This window comes from Streptomyces violens (assembly GCF_000717745.1).
Classification (GTDB): domain Bacteria; phylum Actinomycetota; class Actinomycetes; order Streptomycetales; family Streptomycetaceae; genus Streptomyces; species Streptomyces violens.
The window spans coordinates 270,924-289,106 of record NZ_JOBH01000007.1; the positions used below are offsets into that span (position 1 = coordinate 270,924).

Genomic DNA, 18,183 nt, shown 5'->3' on the forward strand with positions numbered 1-18,183 from the left:
GCGTGAGCCACGTCACTAGACGCAACGTGTTGGGTACCGCGGGCGCCCTTGGTGTCACGGTCGCGGTCGGCGGGCATACCCCCGCCATGGCCGCCTCCGCCGTACCGGGGCCGGCGCGCCCCGCGGGCCCGACGAGCCGCAAACCCACCGCTGCTCCCTTCGACACCGCACCTGCGCGCGCCGCGCTCCAGCGCCTCCTCCCCGAACACGCCGACCAGTTCCACCTCGTTTCGCTGAAGCGGGCCGCGGGCACCGCCGAGCGGTTCCTCGTGGCCGGCGCTCCCGGCCGCATCGAGGTCACGGGCACCAGCCCGGCCGCGATCCTGACCGGCGTCAACTGGTACCTGAAGTACACCTGCCAGGCGCACATCTCCTGGGCCGGCGAGCAGCTGAACCTCCCCGCGAAGCTCCCCGCGCCCAAGCGCCCGCTGGAGCGCTCCACCGCTCTCGCCCACCGCTTCGCGCTCAACGACACGCACGACGGGTACACCGCGCCGTACGCCGACTGGGCGCACTGGGAGCGCACGATCGACGTCCTGGCGCTGCACGGCGTGAACGAGGTCCTCGTCACGGCGGGCTCGGAGGCCGTGTACCACCGCGTGCTGCAGGACTTCGGGTACACCGACGCCGAGGCGCGGGCCTGGCTGCCGGCGCCGACGCACCAGCCGTGGTGGCTGCTGCAGAACATGAGCGGCTACGGCGGACCGGTCAGCAAGGAGCTGCTCGCCAAGCGGACCGCGCTGGGCAAGCGGATCGCCGACCGGCTGCGGTCACTGGGGATGCACCCGGTGCTGCCGGGCTACTTCGGCACCGTCCCGGACGGCTTCGTGCGACGCAATCCCGGCGCCCGGGTCGTCCCGCAGGGCAACTGGGCGGGCCTGAAGCGCCCCGACTGGCTCGACCCGCGGACCAAGGTCTTCGAGAAGGTGGCGGCGTCCTTCTACCGCCACCAGAAGGCGCTCTTCGGGACCGTCAAGCACTTCAAGATGGACCTGCTGCACGAGGGCGGCAACCCGGGGAACGTCCCGGTGCCGGCCGCGGCGAAGGCCGTGGAGCGGGCGATGCTGGCCGCCCACAAGGACGCCGTCTGGGTGATTCTCGGCTGGCAGGAGAACCCGCGGCGGGACCTGCTGGACGCCGTCGACCACAAGCACATGCTGATCGTGGACGGCCTCTCGGACCTGGAGACGGTCAAGGACCGGGAGAAGGACTGGGGCGACGTGCCGTACGCGTTCGGCACGATCCCGAACTTCGGCGGCCGGACGACCATAGGGGCCAAGACCCACATGTGGGCCGAACGGTTCACCAAGTGGCGGGACAAAAAGGGCAGCAAGCTGGTCGGCACGGCGTACATGGCCGAGGCCGCCGAGCGGGACCCGGCCGCGTTCGAGCTCTTCAGCGAGCTGGCGTGGCGGGACGAGGCGGTGGACCGCGCGGCGTGGTTCGACGGGTACGCGGACGCGCGGTACGGCGGCCGGGACGCCAAGGCCCGGGCAGCCTTCGCGGCGCTACGGGAGAGCACGTACGAGATCAGCAGCAAGGACGGGCGGCCGCACGACTCGATCTTCGCCGCGCGCCCCTCGCTGACCGCCCGCTCCGGCACGTACTACGCCACGCACACGCCCGCGTTCTCCTCCGCCCGGCTCGACGCCGCGTTCGCGGCGCTGCTGGCGGTCCGGCCCGCGCTGCGCGACAGCGACGCGTACCGCCTGGACCTGACCGACCTGGCCCGGCAGGCACTGGCGAATCGTTCCTGGCAGCTGATCCCGCAGCTCCAGGAGGCGTACCAGCGCAAGGACCTGGCCGCCTTCCGCAACCTCGCCAAGCTCTGGCTCCAGCTCATGCGACTCAGCGAGGACATGACCGGTGCGCATCGGCACTTCCTCCTCGGCCCGTGGCTGGACGCCGCCAAGCGCATGGCGACCGGCGACAGGGAGGCGGCGCAGCTGGAGCGCACCGCGCGGGTGCTGATCACCACGTGGGCGGACCGGCCCACCGCGGACGGCGGGCGGCTCGCCAACTACGCCAACCGCGACTGGCACGGCCTGATCGGCGACTTCCATCTCCCGCAGTGGCAGCGGTACTTGGACGAACTGGAGGACGCCCTCGCCGGGAACCGGAAGCCGAAGGCGTTCGACTGGTACGCCATAGAGGAACCGTGGACGCGGGAGCGCAAGAACTACCCGCTGCGGCCCACCACCGACGCCTACCGCACCGCCGAGAAGGTGCACGACGTGCTCGCCAAGGCGCCGTACCAGGGGCGGGTCGTCGTCACCGCCGAGCCGGCCGCCATGGCGCCGGGCGGCGCGACCACCGTCACCGCGACCCTGCACAACGTCAGCGGGCTGCGGGACACCGGCCGGGTGGACTTCGCGCTGAGCGGCGTGGACGCCGAGGACCGCGGCCCCGTCTCGCTGCCGTCAATACCGGCCGGCGGCAAGGGAGACGTCGACTGGCGGGTCGCGGCCCCCGCCGAGCCCCTGACGTCGCCGCTGAAGCCGATGCCGTACGAACTGACGGTGAGCTACGGGCCGCAGGGCGAGACGGCGGTCTCGACGGTGCGCACGGGGTCGCTCTTCGTGGCCGGGCCGCTGGATGAGGGCTTGCGCACGGTCACCACGAACGAGGCGGTTTTCGGTCAGCTCGACGGGCGGTTCGCCATCGACGGGGCGGGCGCCGACCTGTGGAAGGCCACCGCCGAGTTCGGCGCCGTCTACCGTCCGGGCGCACTGCGCGCGGGCGGCTCGGTGACGGTGAAGGTGACCGAGCAGACGGTCACCGGCCCGTGGGCGCGCGCCGGGATCGCCGTCCGCAACAGCCTGGCGGAGGCGGCCTCGGCGGGGTTCGTGAACCTCTCCGTCACCCCGGACAACGGTGTCGCGCTGTCCTACGACACCAACGGGGACGGCATGCTGGACCGGTACGAGCGGGTCACGGGCGTCAAGGCGCCGGTGACGCTGCGGCTTTCCCGGGAGGCGGGCGGCGCGTTCAAGGGCGAGTACTCCACGGACGACGGTGCCACCTGGCGCACCGTCGCCACCGCCACCGTGCCCGGCGCTGCCGCCGCGCAGGACGCGGGGCTGCACATGTCGGCGGCCAACGGCGGCTCGGGCGCCCGCGGCAGGGTGGAGTTCGGCGACTGGCGCACGGACTGACGCGCCAACGGCAGTACGGCGGCGGCCCCGGACGGCGAAAGCACCGTCCGGGGTCGTTCGTTCGCTCCCCGTAGCAGGTCCGCGCGGCGTACGCTGACCTCCGTACCGACCGGGCTATCGCGAGGAGAGCACCGCATGAGCGCCGCAGCCGAGAAGGAGTGGCTCTACGCCCTCGACATCTCCGACGCCGTCTGGCAGCGCGCCCCCGGCGACGCCGAGGAGGCCGTGGAGATCGCGTTCCTGGAGCGCGGCGCGGTCGCGATGCGCAATTCCACCGACCCCGACGTGGTGCTGCGGTACACCGAGGGCGAGTGGCGCGCGTTCGTACTGGGCGCCCGGGACGGCGAGTTCGACCTCGACCGGCAGCGCTGAGCGCACGCCCGGTGGTCAAAGTGACCATCCCATGAATCACTCGTTCTACGGAACGTGGAACAGCAGCAGGCAATAACCCCGCCACCGAACCGGACCTCCCCGCTCGGCGTCATCGACGTCGAGCAGGCAGAAGTCGCGCTCGTGGAGCACTACCCCCGGCTGGTGCGGCTGGCCTATCTGGTACTGCCGCCCTGGCTCGGCCGGAACCGCCGGGTGCTGACCGCGCACGCCATCACCCAGCGGGCGCTGCCCCGGGGCCGCACCGCCGTCGCCGAGAGCGCGCCGCCCGCGCCGGACCCCGCGTACGCCTTCGTACGGCAGCGGGTGCTGCGCGCGGCGCTCGCCGCGGGCCGCCCGGCGCTGCGCCTCGGCCCCTGGCGAGTGCCGCTGCCCCACCTCCCGCCGCCGCTCCCCCAGGTCTGGGGGCTGCGGCTCTTCCCGCGCTCCGGCGGCGCCGACGAACTGGCCCTGGACCAGACTCTGTCGGCACTGTCGGCCCCGGCCCGCGCGGCGTACGCGCTGCGCGGCCTGGAGGGGCTGGGCGACCGCGAGGTGCGGCGGACGCTGGCGGCCGCGGGCGTGGCGGAGCCACGGGATGCGCTGGCCGAGGCGGACGGCGCCGCGGCCCCGGCGGGCAGCCGGGACGGCTCGCTGCTGGACTCCGCCGAGTTCGACCCCTGCTCGCTGCAGGCCCGGCCGACGGATCTGATCCGGCGGCGGCAGCATGTGCGCGTCGTGCTGGCGGCGGTCGTCGCGGCGGCGGTGTGCGGGGCGCTGCTCGCGCTGCCGGGCGACGGCTGGGGCCGGGACGGCGCCGCGGCGCCCCCGTACGCGCGCAACGCCGCGGCCGAACAAGCCCTGGATCCAGGCGAGTTGACCCGCGCGCCCGGTGACGCCTGGCGGACCGCGGTCCGTACGGACTTTTCGGCCTGGCCGGCGCGCGGCGGCCGGACGCACGATACGGCCCTGCTGCGCCGCGCGCTGGCGGCCTGGGCCCGCCCCGGCCCCGGGGTGCAGGTCTCCGCGACGCCCGGCACGCCGTCCGGGCCCGCCGCCGGTCCCGCGCAGCTGCTGTTCGCGGGCGTGGTGGACCGGGCGGCCGTGGTGCTGCTGTACGACGGGCTGCGGGTGGTGCGGTACGCGGAGGCGGCGGACGGCGCGGGCGGCGGCGCGGCGCTGGACTTCGCGCGCACGGACGGCGCCGACACGGCGGGGTCGGCGGCGCTGGTGGTCAGCCGCACGGACGGCAACGTCCGCTATCTGACGGCCCCTTGGGTGGACAAGGTCGCGCTCGCGGACCTCACCGGAGGCCCCGAGGAGCGGGCGGCCGCGCTGCGCCGCACGGCGGACGGCGTGACGGATCCGGCGCCCGCGCCCGCGCGCGGCGCCTCCTGCGCCCGCTGGCCCGCGCTGCGGATGGCCGGGCACCTCTACACCGACCTGGGCGAGCTGACTCCGGCGCGACTGACGTACGGCGCGCCGGGCCGCGCGGGCGACCCGGCGGGGGACGCGGCGCTGACGGCCTGGGCGCGCACGGCCTGCCAGTTGACGGCCGTGCGGTCGCTGGGCGTGCGGAGCGTGAACGCCTGGGAGTACGCGCGCCAGCGGCTTCCGGAGCGGGGCGGGACGGCGGCGTGGCTGTGCACGCGGGCCGAGACCTGGCGGGGGCCCGGGAGCCGGACGATGGCGCAGTTCCAGGCGCCGGTGGCGGACGGCGCGTCCGGGGCGCGGCGCTATCCACCGGGTGCGGTGGCGGCCCGGACGGAGGACGGCCGGGCCTGCGGGCCGCGGTCGCCGCACGCGCTTGCCGGGGTGCTGTGGAAGTCGGCGGCCGGGCACTGGTGGCTGGTGGCGGCGGGCAGCGCGGAGCTGCGCAAGGTGACGGCGGGCGGCGGGGTGACCGGCCGCGCGAAGGGCCGGCTGCTGGCGGTGCGCGCCGAGGCGGGCGAGCGGGCCCGGCTCTCGGCCCGGCTGCCGGACGGCGGCCGGTTCACGGCACTGCACTGAGCGCGAGGGTCACGTAATGGGGGTACGGGCACACGCCCGTGCCCCCATCGGCGTCCCGCGGGAAACCTCGTGCAAGGGTCTGTCGCTCTCTCCTTACCCCCCAGTACATTGACGCCATGTCTAACAAGGCCCCGTTGCGGCCCGAGCCGGTCGCGTCCGAACACATACCGCTGAAGGCCCGCAACGTCGCTTTCGACTGGGCCGACACCCCGCTGCACTGGATCCCCGGCGACCCGTCCACCACGCACACGATCAACGTGCTGCATCTGCTGCTGCCGGCCGGCGAGCGCTGGTTCGTGCACGTCTACAAGCAGGTGCTGCCGTACATCCGGGACGAGCGGCTGCGCGCCGACGTCATCGGCTTCATCGGCCAGGAGGCCATGCACTCCCAGGCGCACGACGACGTGCTGCCGCACCTCAAGAAGCAGGGCCTGGACCCCACGCCGTACACCGCGCAGGTCGACTGGTTCTTCGAGAAGCTGCTCGGCGACCGCACCCTGCCGCCGGGCCGCGCGCGCCACTGGTGGCTGCTGGAGCGGGTCGCGCTGATCGCCGCGATCGAGCACTACACGGCGTTCCTCGGGGACTGGGTGCTCAACGCCGAGGAGCTGGACGCCAGGGGCGCCGACGCCACCATGCTGGACCTGCTGCGCTGGCACGGCGCCGAGGAGGTCGAGCACCGCTCGGTCGCCTTCGACCTCTTCATGCACCTCGACGGCGGTTACCGGCGCCGCGCCCGCACGTGGGCCACCGCCTTCGCCGCACTGGTCTTCCTGTGGCAGCGCGGCGTGCGCTTCTTCATGGCGAACGACCCGATGCTGCTGGACGGCAAGGCGTCGTTCAAGGAGTTCTTCCGGGCCGGGCGGCAGGGCGTACTGCCCACCACCGGCGCCGTGGCCCGCACGATCCCGCAGTACCTGCACCGCACGTACCACCCCTCGCAGTACGGCAGCACCTCGCAGGCCGCCGCCTATCTCGCCGCCTCCCCCGCCGCGACCGCCGCGGAAGCCCGCACCGCCCCCGGAGCCGCCTGACATGACCGCCGTCTTCCGCTCCCGCCGCGTCCGCGCCCTCGTGGTGGCCACCGGCGCCGCGCTGCTGGTGAACCGCGCTCTGCGCCGCCGGGTCAAGGAATCCCCGCTGTGGCCGATGCCGGCCCTGGAGGAGCCGATCTCGGGCACCGGGCGCCCCGGCCGCCGCGAACTGCTGGTCATCGAGCGCGCCGAGGAGGCCGAGGGCGTCGTACGGCTGTGCCTGGAGGGCGAGCGGCTGCCGGGCTGGGAGCCGGGCGCGCACATCGACCTCGTGCTGCCCTCGGGCGCGGTGCGCCAGTACTCGCTCTGCGGTGACCCCGCCGACAGCGGTACGTACACGATCGCCACCCGGATCATCGAGGACGGCCGGGGCGGCTCGCGCGAGGTGCACGAGCAGCTGCACGAGGGCACGGTCGTGGAGGTGCGCGGGCCGCGCAACCGCTTCCGGCTGGCGGAGTGCCACGCGTACCTCTTCATCGCGGGCGGCATCGGGATCACGCCGATCCTGCCGATGGTCCGCCGGGCCGAGCGGGAGGGCTTGCCGTGGCGGCTGCTGTACTGCGGGCGGTCGCGCGCTTCGATGCCGTTCCTGGACGGGATCGAGAAGCTGGCGGGGGCGGGCGGGGACCGGGTGAGCGTCGTCGCCGAGGACGAGGACGGCCGGCCGGACCTGGCCGCCGCGCTCGCCGGCGCGCCGCCGCACTCCGCCGTCTACTGCTGCGGCCCGCAGCCCCTGATGGACGCGGTCGCCGAGCTGCTGCCCGAGGGGCTGGACCTGCACACCGAGGCGTTCGCGCCGGCGGCCGGCACGGCGGGCGGTGCCTTCGAGGTGGAGCTGCGGCGCACCGGCGGTACGGTCGCGGTGGCCGGGGACCAGAGCATCCTGCGCGCCGTCCGCGAGCAGGCCCTGCCGAACCTCCCGTACAGCTGTGAGCAGGGCTTCTGCGGCACCTGTCTGCAGACGGTGGTCGAGGGCGACATCGACCACCGCGACGAGCTGCTGACCGACGCCGAGCGCCACGACCAGATACTGATCTGCGTCTCGCGCTGCCACGGGGAGCGGCTGGTGCTGGATCTGTGACGCGGGCTCCCGCCGGGGCTGAAGCGGTACGGCCCTGGTGGCGGTGGCATACCGCTGCCGCACCCCGGTCGTTAGGGTGTTCGCATGACGACCGGGGTACGCCGCAGGATGGGCGTCGAGGAACGCCGTGACCAACTGATCTCCGTGGCTCTGGGCCTGTTCAGCCACCGCGCCCCGGAGGATGTGTCCATCGATGAGATAGCCGAGGCCGCCGGTATTTCGCGGCCGCTGGTCTACCACTACTTCCCCGGCAAGCAGAGCCTGTACGAAGCGGCGCTCGGCCGGGCCGCCGACGAGCTGGCCGCGCGCTTCGTCGAGCCGCACGAAGGCCCGCTGGGCTCCCGCCTGCTGCGGGTCATGGGCCGCTTCTTCGACTTCGTCGACGAACACGGTCCCGGCTTCTCCGCGCTGATGCGCGGCGGCCCGGCGGTCGGGTCCAGCCGCACCAGCGCGATGATCAACGGCGTACGGCAGTCCGCCTACGAGCAGATCGTCGCCCACCTGGGCCTGGTCACCCCGGCCCCGCGCATGGAGCTGGTGATCCGCTCCTGGATCTCGCTGGCCGAGTCCACCGCGCTGCAGTGGCTGGACGGCAAGCGCATCCCGCGCGCCGAGCTGGAGCGGCAGCTGGTGCACGACTTCGCCGCGCTGGCGGCGGTGAGCGCCGCGTACGACGAGGAGACGGCACAGACGCTGCGGGCGATCCTCGCCGCCGAGCCGATCGACGGCCCGTTCGCGGAGCTGGCGGCCCGGCTCTTCGCGCTGGTACCGGGTGACGCCTGACCGCTGAGCTCCGTTAACGATCGTTTTCGCGTCACCACCGGGCACTTCCCGACGCCGCGCGATCGTCTGCGACCCCGCTTGTGACATCCGCTTCCGCACGGCTCGGCGACGGTGCCAGAGTGGCCGTCCCAGCGCCGGTCGTGGGAGGGACGTGGGTTGACCGCGATGGAGTTCATCGGCGCACTGCTCGAGTACGGCAGCGGCTTCCTCACCGGCCTGGTCTGCGGCGTACTCGCGCTGCGCCGATCGCGCACAACGCCTCCGACGCCCCACGCGCACGACGATCACGACGCCCACGACACGCGCGGCGCCGCGCTGGCAGCGATAGCGCACGCGGCCCAGCGGGCGCTCCTGGAACCTCTCTCCGGTGAACTGAACGGCGTCGCTCTCGCCGGCCGCTACCGCCCCGCCACGGAGAACGCCGTCATCGGCGGCGACCTGCTCAACGTGGCGAACTCCCCGTACGGCCCGCGGGTGCTGATCGGTGACGTGCGCGGCCACGACCTGGAGGCGGCGCGGCTCGCGACGCTCACGATCGGCTGCTTCCGCGAACACGCCTCCACCATGCCCGACCTGGCCCAGCTCACCAGGACGCTGGACGCCCGGCTCGCGCCCGAGCTGGACTCCGAGGGGTTCGTCACGGCCTTGCTGGCCGAGTTCGCGCCGGGCGAGGTACGGCTGGTCAACTGCGGCCACCCGGCCCCGCTGCGGATCGGCGCGCGGCTGGAGCAGCTGGCCCCGGACGAGCCGGGGCCGCCGCTCGGGCTGCAGCCGGTCCCGCGTCCGCAGCGCGTCCGGCTGGGCGCCAATGAGCGGCTGCTGCTCTACACCGACGGACTCATCGAGGCGCTGGACCCGGGTGGTGACCCCTTTCCGCTGGACGAACGGGTCCGCGAGGCGCTGACCCGTCCCACGCTGGACGACGCGGTCGAGGCGCTGCAGAGCCTCCTCACGGCGCACACGGCGGCGCCGCTCCGGGACGACCTGGCGCTGATGCTGTGCCAGCCGGGCGTCCCGGCCCTCGTGCCGTCCGTCCCCGCGGCGCGCAAGCCGGGGGAACGGACGAACGAGCCGTCCTGACGGCCGGGCGACCGGGCGGCCGCCGGATCAGCCGCGGGTGAAGACCGCGACCGTACGGCCCGGGACGGTGAAGGTTCCGGCCCCCTTCTCGTAGGACGAGGTCCGTACGACCGGGTCGGCGCCGCGGGCCTGGACCGGGTGCAGCACGTACGGCTGCCCGGCCATGTCCCGTACGGTCTGCGTCTGCCGCTCCGGCGTGGCGTTGAGGACCACGACCAGCTTGCCGAGCCGCATGGTGACCACACCGGGCGTCTCGTCGCGGCCGGACAGCGGGAAGGACAGCGCCCGCTGCACCTGCTCCGTGGTGGCCAGGCCGAAGTCCGGCTCGGTGGTGCGGATGCGGGTGAGGTCCCGGTACGCGGCCGACGCGCCGGTGATCTCCGCGCAGCCGGGGCGCAGCGCGGGGTCGGCGAGCAGCGGCCGCGCGTACGGCCACTTGTCCTTGTTGTCGGCGGCGGGCGGCAGGCCGCGCCCGAAGCCGTTGCCGTCGGCGCAGTTCCAGTGCAGCGCGTTGAACCAGTCGCCGCTGTCGTAGGAGTTGCGGTCCAGCGACTTGGAGCGGAGCAGGTCGGTGCCGGCCTGGGAGAGCGCCGGGCCCTGCGAGAGGGTGGCGGTGGCCAGCGCGAGGACCTGCATACGGGCGCGGTCGGCGGGCTTCGTGCGCTGCGGGAGCTTGTAGGCGAGCGCGTCGTAGAGGGTCTCGTTGTCGTGCGCGTCGGCGTAGGCCAGCGCGTCGCCGGGCGCGGCCGCGTATCCGGCGGGCGCGCCGTTGTAGTCGACCTCGGAGCCCTTGACGCGGCGGCCCTTGCTGTCGGTGAAGGTGTACTCGGCGAGGCCGCCGGTCAGGCCGACCTTGATCAGATCCTGGTAGTGCAGCAGCCGGGCCTTCTGCTCGTCCCGGTTTCCGTTGGCGGGCGAGTCGTTGGAGTCGGTGAACAGGCCGGAGGCGAAGCCCTGGACGCGCGGGTCGGCGTCGAAGGGGCCGCCGCCGCGCACCGCGTCGCGCGCCCGGTCGTCGAACGTGGCGATGCCGGTCCCGGCCATGTTCTTCTGCGTGGCCTGGACGAAGCGGGCGTCGTTCGCGACCTCGCCGAAGTTCCAGCCCTCGCCGTAGAGGACGATCGCCTTGCCGTCCACGCCGTCCTTCGCGGGCGTCAGGGCGTCCAGGGCCTTGCGCACGGCGAGGATGTTGGCCTTGGGGTGATGCCCCATCAGGTCGAACCGGAAGCCGTCGACCTTGTAACTCTTCGCCCAGGTGATGAGCGAGTCGACGACGAGCTTCCCCATCATGGTGTGCTCGGGCGCGGTGTTGGCGCAGCAGGTGGAGGTGCCGACGGTGCCGTCGTCCAGCAGCCGGTGATAGTAGCCGGGGACGATGCGGTCCAGTACGGACCGGGGGTCCTGGCCACTCGCGAGGGTGTGGTTGTAGACGACGTCCATGACGGTGCGCAGCCCGGCCCCGTTCAGGCCCTGCACCATGCGGCGGAACTCCAGGGTGCGTGCCGTGCCGTCCGGGTCGGAGGCGTACGAGCCCTCGGGCACGGTGTAGTGCACCGGGTCGTAGCCCCAGTTGTACGCGTCCTTCGCGGCGGTCTTCGCGACGCACTCCTGCTGTTTCTCGGAGTCCGGCGGGTAGGACGCGAGGTCGCAGTCCGGTGTGGCCTGCCGGTCGGGGCGCTCGGGGACGGACCCGAAGTCGAAGGCGGGCAGCAGATGGACGTGGCTGGTGCCGGCGCGGGCGAGGGCACGCAGGTGCTTCATGCCGTCGGAGCCGCGGTCGGTGAAGGCGAGGTACTTCCCGGGGTGCTTCGAGGTGCGGTCCGCGATCGAGAAGTCGCGGACGTGCAGCTCCTGGATGCGGGCGTCGCGCAGCGGTACGGCGGCGGGCTTCTCGATCCGGTCCCAGCCCTTGGGGGCCAGCTTCGGGTCGGCCAGGTCGGTGACGAGGCTGCGCTCGGAGTCAGCGGTGAGGCCCGTGGCGTAAGGGTCGGTGACCTTGTTGGTGACGGTCTGCCCGGCGGCGGGCGCGAAGACGGTGACGGCGTAGCGGTACGGCTTGCCGGTCCAGCCTCGGGCGCCGGTCACCGACCACACGCCGGTCCGGTCGTCGCGGGTCATCGGCACACTGCGGCCGTCGAGTTCGAGGGCGACGGTGCGCGCGGTGGGTGCCCAGACGGAGAGGGTGGGGCGGCCGCGGTCGAAGACCGGGCCGAGCCGGGCCCTGGAGGCGGCGCCGTACAGGTCGTCCAGCACGCCGGGTATCTGCACGCCGGTGGCCTCGCGCAGGGTGCCGTCGGCGGCCCGGCGGGTGGCGACGAGCCGGTCGCGCAGCGCGGTGGCGGCCTGCGCCTGGTCGCGCGGGTCGACGGTGAAGGCCGGAAAGCCCTTCAGGTGCGGGTACTTGGCTCGCTCGTCGGGCGTCAGAGTGCCGGGCGCGAGGCGCAGCCGCCGGTCGCCGTCGGGGCCGGATTCGAGCTGGAGGGTGCCGCCGGCCGCGTCGGGCGCGCCCTTCCAGACGACGGTGTCCCGGTCGATCCACTGGGCCTCGGCCTTGGCGGGGTAGGGCGGCGGGGCCGCCTGTGCGGGCGCGGCGCCGGGCAGGGCGGCGGCCGCCGCGGCGCAGAGCGCCGCGGCGAGCGCGGTGACGGTTCGGCGGAGGGTGCCGGTCACGGAGGTGGTCTCCTTCACGGTGTTCAGCCGCAGGTGCGGGCGCCGGTGTGCAGCGCGAGGGCGGTGTTCGGAGCGAGGGTGGCGGTGAACCGGCCCGACCCGTCGACCGTGACAGCCCGCCCGCTCTGCACGTCGCAGTAGTTCCCGGCGGGCAGCGCGCTCTGGAACGTACGGCTCAGGCTCGACGGCTCGTGGTTGATCGCGACGTACGCCTTGTCGCCGCGCCCGAAGGCGATGGCGTCGTTGCCGTTGTCCCACCAGTTGGTGACGGCGGTCCCGTGCGCGGTGTTGCGGAAGGCCACCATGGCCTTGATCTCGGGCCACTTGTGCTGGCACTTCCAGCCGTCCTGCCAGCAGGCGTTGACCGTGCCCCCGTTGGGCGGCCCGGCGTCGTGGTCGGTGAATTCATAGCCGGAGTGCACGTCCGGGGAGCCGTACGGCCAGGCCAGCATGTAGACATTGGCGAGGGTGTAGTCCGCGCCGTTCTTGTAGCTGAGCGTGGAGCCGTTGCGCTCGGTGTCCCAGTTGTCGACGAAGACGCCGGACTTGCCGCTCGCCATGTACCCCCAGCCCTCGCCGAAGTTCTTCAGGTACGCGAGCCTCTCGTTCTGGAAGACCCGCTTGAGGTCGCGGCCGTAGCGGAACTCCTGCACGTCCCCGTTGCCGAGGTACTCGCTCGGCGAGACGGCCTCACCGTCCCCGTGGATCGCCTCCTGCTTCCAGTACACGCCCGGGTTGCTCAACTGGCCCTTGATGGCGGCCAGATCCTCGGCGGGCATGTGCTTGGCGGCGTCGATACGGAAGCCGTCCACGCCGAGGGAGAGCAGGTCGTTGAGGTACTGCGCGATGCGTGTACGGACGTACGGCTCGCCGGTGTCCAGGTCGGCCAGGCCCACCAGCTCGCAGTGCTGCACGTTGAAGCGGTCCCGGTAGTTGCTGATCTGGGCGGTGCAGTCGTCCATGTCCTGCGGCTGGTAGATCCCGGGGTAGGTGTACTTGCTGTACGAGGAGCCGCCGGTGCCGGTGCCGGACCCGGCCGACATGTGGTTGATGACGGCGTCCGCGACGACCTTCACGCCGGCCGCGTGGCAGGCGTCGATCATGTTCTTGAAGGCGGTGCCGTCGCCGAGCCGGCCGGCGATCCTGTAGCTGACGGGCTGGTACGAGGTCCACCACTGGCCGCCCTGGATGTGCTCCGTGGCGGGCGAGACCTCGACGTATCCGTATCCGGCCGGGCCGAGGGTGTCCTTGCACTCCCGGGCGACCGAGTCGTAGCGCCACTCGAAGAGTTCGGCGGTGACGTCCTTGGTGCCGGGCGGTGCGGCCTCGGCGGGGGTGCCGAGGGCCGCCGCGGTGAGCGCGAGGGCGGCTGCCGTACAGCCGCGGGCCAGGGATCTGCGAAGGGGCATGGTTCCTCCTGAGGGGGAGACGAGAGCCTTGCCCGGCAACGCGCCGTGCCCGTAAGGCTGTTGCAGTTGTAGCCGCCGCAATCCGTTGTTGCAAGACCTTTCGCAAGCCATTGCAACGGTGTTAACTTCACCGGGCAACATCCCGGTCCGGCCGGCCGGAGGCCACCCGCTAGGCGGGGGGCCTCACGCGCCCGGCCGGCCGGACCGGTCCTCCCGGCACCGGCCCCGTCGACCCCCGTACGACCAGCTCCGGCTGGAAGACGAACTCCGTGCGCTGTACGGGGTTCCCCTGGATCTCCTCGATCAGCGCGCCGACCGCCGCGGTCGCCATCGCCTGCACGGGCTGCCGCACGGTGGTCAGCGGCGGGTCGGCGAACGCGATGAGCTGCGAGTCGTCGAAGCCGACAACCGAGAGCTGTCCCGGCACGGCGAGGCCGCGCTGCCGGGCGGCCCGTACGACGCCCAGCGCCATCAGATCGCTGCCGCACACCACACCCGTACAGCCCGCGTCCAGCAGCGCGGCGGCCGCGGCGTGCCCGCCCTCGACGCTGAACAGCGTGTGCTGCACGAGCCGTTCGGCCTCCCCCGGTGCCGGGCCGAACAGCTCCTCCATGGCCGCGATGAACCCCTCCGCCTTGCGCCGGGACGGCACGTACCGGGACGGGCCGACGGCCAGCCCGATACGGGTGTGCCCCAGCGCGGCGAGGTGGGTGACCGCCATCCGGGCGGCCGCCCGGTCGTCGGGCGAGACGAACGAGGCGTGGATGTCCGCGTTGTAGCCGTTGATCAGGACGTACGGCACGCCGCGCGTGGTGAGGCGGGTGTAGCGGGCCGGGTCGGCGCCGGTGTCCGCGTGCAGCCCGGACAGGAACACGATCCCGGTGACGCCCCGCGCCTCCAACTGCTCGACCAGCTCGTCCTCGGTCGCGCCGCCCGGCATCTGCGTACAGAGCACGGGCGTATAGCCGTGCCCGGCCAGCGCCTGCTCGATGATCTGCGCGAACGCCGGGAAGATCGGGTTGGTCAGCTCCGGGATGACCAGCCCGACCAGGCCCGCGCTGCGCCGCCGCAGCCGCACCGGACGCTCGTACCCGAGCACGTCCAGTGCGGCCAGCACCCGCTGCCGGGTGGCGCCGGCCACCCCGGTCCTCCCGTTGAGCACCCGGCTCACGGTGGCCTCGCTGACATCGGCCTGCGCGGCGATGTCAGCGAGCCTGGGGGGCAGCGTCACTCGGTCCACCACACGGCCGTGTCCGCGGCCAGCTCGTAGGTGCCGGGGCGTCCCGGAATCTCCTGCGGCAGCGCGCCGCTGGACAGCAGCGGCCGCCCGGGGACGGTCAGGCGCACGGCCTCCGCCGTGGTGTTCACCGCGCAGGTGAAGCCGCCCGCGCGGCGGAAGTGCAGTACGCCCTCGGGTGCGGGGCGCCACTCCACCGCGTCGCCCGCGCCGAGCCCGGGGTGCTCCCGGCGGACGGCGAGCGCCGTGCGGTACAGCTCCAGCGTGGAGTCCGGATCGCCGGTCTGCGCCGCGACGCTCAGGGACGCCCACTCGTCGGGCTGCGGCAGCCAGCTGCCACCGGTCCCGAAGCCGTACGGCGCTTCCGTACCGGACCACGGGAGCGGCACCCGGCAGCCGTCCCGCAGCCCCTCCTGCCCGTTCTCCTTGAAGAAGGAGGGGTCTTGGCGGACCTCGTCGGGCAGGTCGGTGACCTCGGGCAGGCCGAGCTCCTCGCCCTGGTAGACGTACGCGGAGCCGGGCAGCGCGAGCATCAGCAGCGCGGCGGCGCGGGCGCGGGGCAGGCCGCCGCCGAGCCGGGTGCGATGGCGTACGACGTCGTGGTTGGAGAGCACCCAGGTCGTGGGCGCGCCCACCGGGCGCATGGCGTCCAGCGAGGAGTCGATGACCTCACGCAGCTCGGCCGCGTCCCAGCCGGCGTTCAGGTAGTGGAAGTTGAACGCCTGGTGCAGCTCGTCGGGGCGCAGATAGAGGGCGGTGCGGTCGGCGCTGGGCGTCCATGCCTCGGCGACGGCGATGCGCTCCCCCGCGTACTCGTCGAGGACCTTCCGCCAGGAGCGGTAGATCGCGTGCACACCGTCCTGGTCGAAGAAGGGCAGCTCCTGGTTGCCGAGCAGCTTGAGCTGTTCGGCGTGGCCCATGTCGGGCAGCCCGGCGGCCTTGACCAGGCCGTGCGCGACGTCCACCCGGAAGCCGTCGACGCCCAGGTCCAGCCAGAAGCGCAGGATGGAGCGGAACTCGTCCTGGACGGCGGGGTGTTCCCAGTTGAAGTCGGGCTGCTGGGGGGCGAAGAGATGGAGGTACCACTCGCCGTCCGGGAGCCGGGTCCAGGCGGGGCCGCCGAAGATGGACTCCCAGTCGTTGGGCGGCTCCTCGCCGTTCTCGCCGCGGCCCTTGCGGAAGTGGAAGCGCTCGCGCAGGGTCGAGCCCGGTCCCTCGGCCACCGCGCGCTTGAACCATTCGTGCTGGTCGGAGCAGTGGTTGGGCACCACGTCGACGATGGTGCGCAGGCCCAGCTCGCGGGCGTCGCGGAGCAGCGCCTCGGCGTCCGGCAGGTCGCCGAACATCGGGTCGATGGCCCGGTAGTCGGCCACGTCGTAACCGGCGTCGGCCTGCGGCGACGCGTAGAAGGGGCTGAGCCAGACGGCGTCGACGCCCAGGTCCTTGAGGTACGGCAGCCGCTCGCGGATGCCGGCCAGGTCGCCCATCCCGTCACCGTTGCCGTCGGCGAAACTGCGCGGGTACACCTGGTAGATCACCGCGTGGCGCCACCACTCGGTGGCAGGGGTGGTGGAGTTCTGGTTCATGTCATCCCTTGGTCGTGCCGGCGGTCAGGCCGGATACGAGATGGCGCTGGGCGAAGGCGAAGACGGCGGCCGCGGGCACGGCGACGATCACGGCCGCGGCAGTCATCGATCCCCAGTCGTTGTTGTACTGGCTGACGAAGGTCTGCAGGCCGCCGGCGAGGGTGAGGTTCTCCTCGCCGGTCATGAAGGCGGACGCGTAGGCGACCTCGGCCCAGGCCGTGACGAAGGTGTAGAAGCCGGTGACGGCGAGGCCGGGGCGGGCGAGCGGCAGGACGAGCCGCCAGAAGGTGCCGAAGGGGTTGAGCCCGTCGACCCGGCCCGACTCGTCGATCTCCACCGGGATCGTGTCGAAGAACCCCTTCATCATCCAGGCGCAGAACGGCACGGCGATGGTGAGGTAGGTGATGACGAGGCCCGTGGGCTGATTGAGCAGGCCCAGGCTCGCCATCAGGTTGTACAGCGGCACGATCAGCACGGCCACCGGGAACATCTGCGTGATCAGCAGCAGCCACATCAGCGGGCGCATCCCGGGGAAGCGGAAGCGGCTGACGGCGTAGCCGGTGGTGGCAGCGAGGAAGACGCCGAGGACGGTGGTCACGCCGACGATCACCACGGAGTTCCCGAACCAGGTCAGGAACGCGGTGTCGGCCAGTACATGGGTGTAGTTGGCGAGCGTGAAGTCGGTGACCGGCTCGGTGGTGAAGGCGTCGTTCTTCGGCTTGAAGGAGGTGACCAGCAGCCACAGCGGCGGAAAGACCGCGACGACGGCGGCGGCAATGAGGGTCGCGTGCAGGCCGGTGGAGGCCAGGGGGCTTCTCTTCTTTTCGCGCATGGTCACCACACCTCGCCCTGCTTGCGCAGGCTGCGCCGGTAGACGACCGCGACGGCCGAGAGCAGCAGCAGGATCAGCACGCCCCAGGCGGCCGATTCGGAGAAGTTGCGCGGGCTGTCGATGAAGGAGAGTCGGTAGGCGTACGTCACGAGGATCTCGGTGGCGTCGCCGGGCCCGCCGCGCGTCAGCAGGAAGATCACCGGGAACATGTTGAAGGTCCAGATCGTGCTGAGCAGGATCACCGTGCTGGAGACGGAGCGCAGGGACGGCACGGTGATGTGGCGGAACCGCTGCCAGGCGCTCGCGCCGTCCATCTCGGCGGCCTCGTAGAGCTCACCGGGGATGGACTGCAGCCCGCCGAGCAGTGCGACGAGCATGAAGGGCACGCCGAGCCAGACGTTGACGGCGATGACGGAGAGCTTGGCCCAGGTCGGGTCGTTGAGCCAGGGGATCGCGTCGATGCCGCCGCCCTGGAGGAGCTTGTTGAGCAGCCCGTGCTTCTCGTTGTAGAGCATCCGCCAGGTGAAGACGGAGATGAAGGCCGGGATCGCCCAGGGCAGGATCAGCGCGAGCCGGTAGAAGGTGCGGCCCTTCAGCTTGCGGTTGAGGAGGTTGGCGAGGACCAGGCCGAGGGTGAAGGTGAGCCCGACGCAGGCGACGGTCCACACCACGGTCCAGCCCAGCCGGCTCCAGAAGACGCTGTCGCTCAGTACGGCCGTGTAGTTGTCCAGCCCGACGAACTCGTATGTCGCCGGGATGTGGTTCATGCCGATGTCGCGGGCGACATTGGCCTCGGTGGCGTCGGTGAGCGAGAGGTACAGGCCGCGGACCAGCGGGTAGCCGATGATGACCACGAGGACGAGCACCACCGGGGCGATCATGGTCCAGGCGTACCAGTGGGTGCTCAGGGCCCGGCGGAGGCGGCCGGGTGGCGCGG

Annotated in this window: 12 protein-coding genes and 1 pseudogene; 7 read left to right on the forward strand and 6 right to left on the reverse strand. The window is 72.8% G+C overall.

Translation table 11 applies throughout. From position 1 onward, the window contains the following. Positions 1 to 2 precede the first annotated feature (2 nt). The 7 genes from IF04_RS0115865 to IF04_RS0115895 all read left to right on the forward strand — a co-directional run bounded on the left by IF04_RS0115865 (position 3) and on the right by IF04_RS0115895 (position 9,512). A complete protein-coding gene (locus tag IF04_RS0115865) occupies positions 3 to 3,155 on the forward strand; it encodes an alpha-N-acetylglucosaminidase (protein ID WP_030256866.1) in 3,153 nt (1,050 codons plus the stop codon). 135 nt (positions 3,156 to 3,290) lie between these two features. Beyond that, positions 3,291 to 3,527, forward strand: coding sequence for a DUF397 domain-containing protein (locus IF04_RS0115870; protein WP_030256868.1), 237 nt, complete (start codon positions 3,291 to 3,293; stop codon positions 3,525 to 3,527). Between the two features lie 54 nt (positions 3,528 to 3,581). Further along, on the forward strand, positions 3,582 to 5,534 hold the full coding sequence (locus IF04_RS0115875) for a hypothetical protein (protein WP_030256871.1): 1,953 nt from the start codon (positions 3,582 to 3,584) through the stop codon (positions 5,532 to 5,534). Between the two features lie 116 nt (positions 5,535 to 5,650). Further along, the gene (locus IF04_RS0115880) at positions 5,651 to 6,568 is read left to right on the forward strand and encodes a metal-dependent hydrolase (protein WP_030256874.1); all 918 of its coding nucleotides are present in this window, start codon (positions 5,651 to 5,653) and stop codon (positions 6,566 to 6,568) included. Position 6,569: 1 nt separating this feature from the next. Continuing rightward, entirely contained in the window at positions 6,570 to 7,649 is a 1,080-nt protein-coding gene (locus IF04_RS0115885; RefSeq protein WP_030256878.1) for a PDR/VanB family oxidoreductase, read from the forward strand. A gap of 84 nt (positions 7,650 to 7,733) precedes the next feature. Beyond that, complete coding sequence (locus IF04_RS0115890) at positions 7,734 to 8,432, forward strand: TetR/AcrR family transcriptional regulator (protein ID WP_030256882.1); 699 nt, start codon at positions 7,734 to 7,736, stop codon at positions 8,430 to 8,432. A gap of 165 nt (positions 8,433 to 8,597) precedes the next feature. Then, on the forward strand, positions 8,598 to 9,512 hold the full coding sequence (locus tag IF04_RS0115895) for a PP2C family protein-serine/threonine phosphatase (protein WP_245654417.1): 915 nt from the start codon (positions 8,598 to 8,600) through the stop codon (positions 9,510 to 9,512). 27 nt (positions 9,513 to 9,539) lie between these two features. Here the strand turns inward: IF04_RS0115895 and pulA are convergent, their stop codons facing one another. The 6 genes and pseudogenes from pulA to IF04_RS0115925 all read right to left on the reverse strand — a co-directional run bounded on the left by pulA (position 9,540) and on the right by IF04_RS0115925 (position 18,127). Beyond that, complete coding sequence (gene pulA / locus IF04_RS0115900) at positions 9,540 to 12,182, reverse strand: pullulanase-type alpha-1,6-glucosidase (RefSeq protein WP_078600369.1); 2,643 nt, start codon at positions 12,180 to 12,182, stop codon at positions 9,540 to 9,542. A 29-nt stretch (positions 12,183 to 12,211) separates the two neighbouring features. Continuing rightward, a pseudogene (locus tag IF04_RS0115905) lies at positions 12,212 to 13,591 on the reverse strand (alpha-amylase); the annotation flags it as partial. A 169-nt stretch (positions 13,592 to 13,760) separates the two neighbouring features. Further along, positions 13,761 to 14,834 carry a LacI family DNA-binding transcriptional regulator gene (locus IF04_RS0115910; RefSeq protein ID WP_030256894.1) on the reverse strand — a complete coding sequence of 358 codons (1,074 nt, stop codon included), beginning with the start codon at positions 14,832 to 14,834 and terminating at the stop codon, positions 13,761 to 13,763. Next, entirely contained in the window at positions 14,819 to 16,414 is a 1,596-nt protein-coding gene (locus tag IF04_RS0115915; protein WP_030256897.1) for a glycoside hydrolase family 13 protein, read from the reverse strand. The genes IF04_RS0115910 and IF04_RS0115915 overlap by 16 nt, the downstream gene beginning before the upstream one ends. Before the next feature lies 1 nt (position 16,415). Further along, positions 16,416 to 17,246 carry a sugar ABC transporter permease gene (locus tag IF04_RS0115920; protein WP_030256901.1) on the reverse strand — a complete coding sequence of 277 codons (831 nt, stop codon included), beginning with the start codon at positions 17,244 to 17,246 and terminating at the stop codon, positions 16,416 to 16,418. Positions 17,247 to 17,248: 2 nt separating this feature from the next. Beyond that, positions 17,249 to 18,127, reverse strand: coding sequence for a carbohydrate ABC transporter permease (locus IF04_RS0115925; RefSeq protein ID WP_051831285.1), 879 nt, complete (start codon positions 18,125 to 18,127; stop codon positions 17,249 to 17,251). Positions 18,128 to 18,183 lie beyond the last annotated feature (56 nt).

Coding starts and splice junctions, on each gene's coding strand:
- IF04_RS0115880 (WP_030256874.1), top strand. CDS start 5,651: ATGTCTAACAAGGCCCCGTTGCGGCCCGAGCCGGTCGCGTCCGAACAC.
- IF04_RS0115885 (WP_030256878.1), top strand. CDS start 6,570: ATGACCGCCGTCTTCCGCTCCCGCCGCGTCCGCGCCCTCGTGGTGGCC.
- IF04_RS0115870 (WP_030256868.1), top strand. CDS start 3,291: ATGAGCGCCGCAGCCGAGAAGGAGTGGCTCTACGCCCTCGACATCTCC.
- IF04_RS0115895 (WP_245654417.1), top strand. CDS start 8,598: ATGGAGTTCATCGGCGCACTGCTCGAGTACGGCAGCGGCTTCCTCACC.
- IF04_RS0115890 (WP_030256882.1), top strand. CDS start 7,734: ATGACGACCGGGGTACGCCGCAGGATGGGCGTCGAGGAACGCCGTGAC.
- IF04_RS0115915 (WP_030256897.1), bottom strand. CDS start 16,414: ATGAACCAGAACTCCACCACCCCTGCCACCGAGTGGTGGCGCCACGCG.
- IF04_RS0115925 (WP_051831285.1), bottom strand. CDS start 18,127: ATGATCGCCCCGGTGGTGCTCGTCCTCGTGGTCATCATCGGCTACCCG.
- IF04_RS0115920 (WP_030256901.1), bottom strand. CDS start 17,246: ATGCGCGAAAAGAAGAGAAGCCCCCTGGCCTCCACCGGCCTGCACGCG.